Below are 704 nucleotides of genomic sequence, written 5' to 3'. Positions count from 1 at the left end.
CCGACGGCGGCCGCAGCGACGCCCGCCGCGCGGCCTCCGCCCGCCGCTCCCGCGAGCGCGGCCGCACTCCGCTGTTCGACCAGTACGACGACGGCGCCGACGGACGCCCGCGCGCCGCCAACGAGTGAGGCGCAGGGCCGGGTCGGCCCGCCTCCCTGACCAGCCAGGAACGGATTTCCAAGCACCCGGACGGGGATGCTAGAGTTTCACTCGTTGCAAGGGCCTGTGGCGCAGTCCGGTAGCGCACCTCGTTCGCATCGAGGGGGCCAGGGGTTCAAATCCCCTCAGGTCCACTGCACATGAAGATCCCGCCCGATCGAAAGATCGGGCGGGATCTTTGCGTTGGGGCCCGCGCGGGCCCCGGCCTCAGTCCGGCAGGACGGCGAGGCGCAGCTCGCGCAGGCGGGCCGGGGCGGCGACGACCTCGTACGAAGTGATCCTGCCGGACTCGACGGTGAGGGTGAGGGCCAGGAGCAGGCGGCCGCCCGGGGCCACGACGATGCCGGGGGCGCCGTCGATCAGGGCGGTGGCCGCGTGCCGGGCGTTGGCGGTGAGCAGGACGGTCTCGCGGGCGACGGCCGCGGCGCCGCGGATCTCGGTGGCCGCGCCCAGGGGGAGCGCGGCGGGGTCGGCGCGGCGGACGACGTCGGGGGCCAGGACCGCGAGCAGGGCGTCGAGGTCGCTCGCCGCGGCCGGGGCGGCGG

1 tRNA gene and 1 pseudogene are annotated in these 704 nt (G+C 76.1%); one reads left to right on the top strand and one right to left on the bottom strand.

Going from position 1 to position 704, the window contains the following annotated elements:
* Window positions 1-219 precede the first annotated feature (219 nt).
* Window positions 220-293, top strand: a tRNA-Ala gene (locus STRAU_RS38065).
* A 73-nt stretch (window positions 294-366) separates the two neighbouring features.
* On the opposite strand, the pseudogene STRAU_RS42740 reads toward STRAU_RS38065, so the two are convergent.
* Window positions 367-704, bottom strand: a pseudogene (locus tag STRAU_RS42740) (RNA polymerase subunit sigma-70); the annotation flags it as partial.

This window comes from Streptomyces aurantiacus JA 4570, from assembly GCF_000414115.1.
Classification (GTDB): domain Bacteria; phylum Actinomycetota; class Actinomycetes; order Streptomycetales; family Streptomycetaceae; genus Streptomyces; species Streptomyces aurantiacus_A.
Note: the sequence above shows the minus strand (reverse complement) of the source record. Positions and strands in the feature narration are given on the sequence as shown.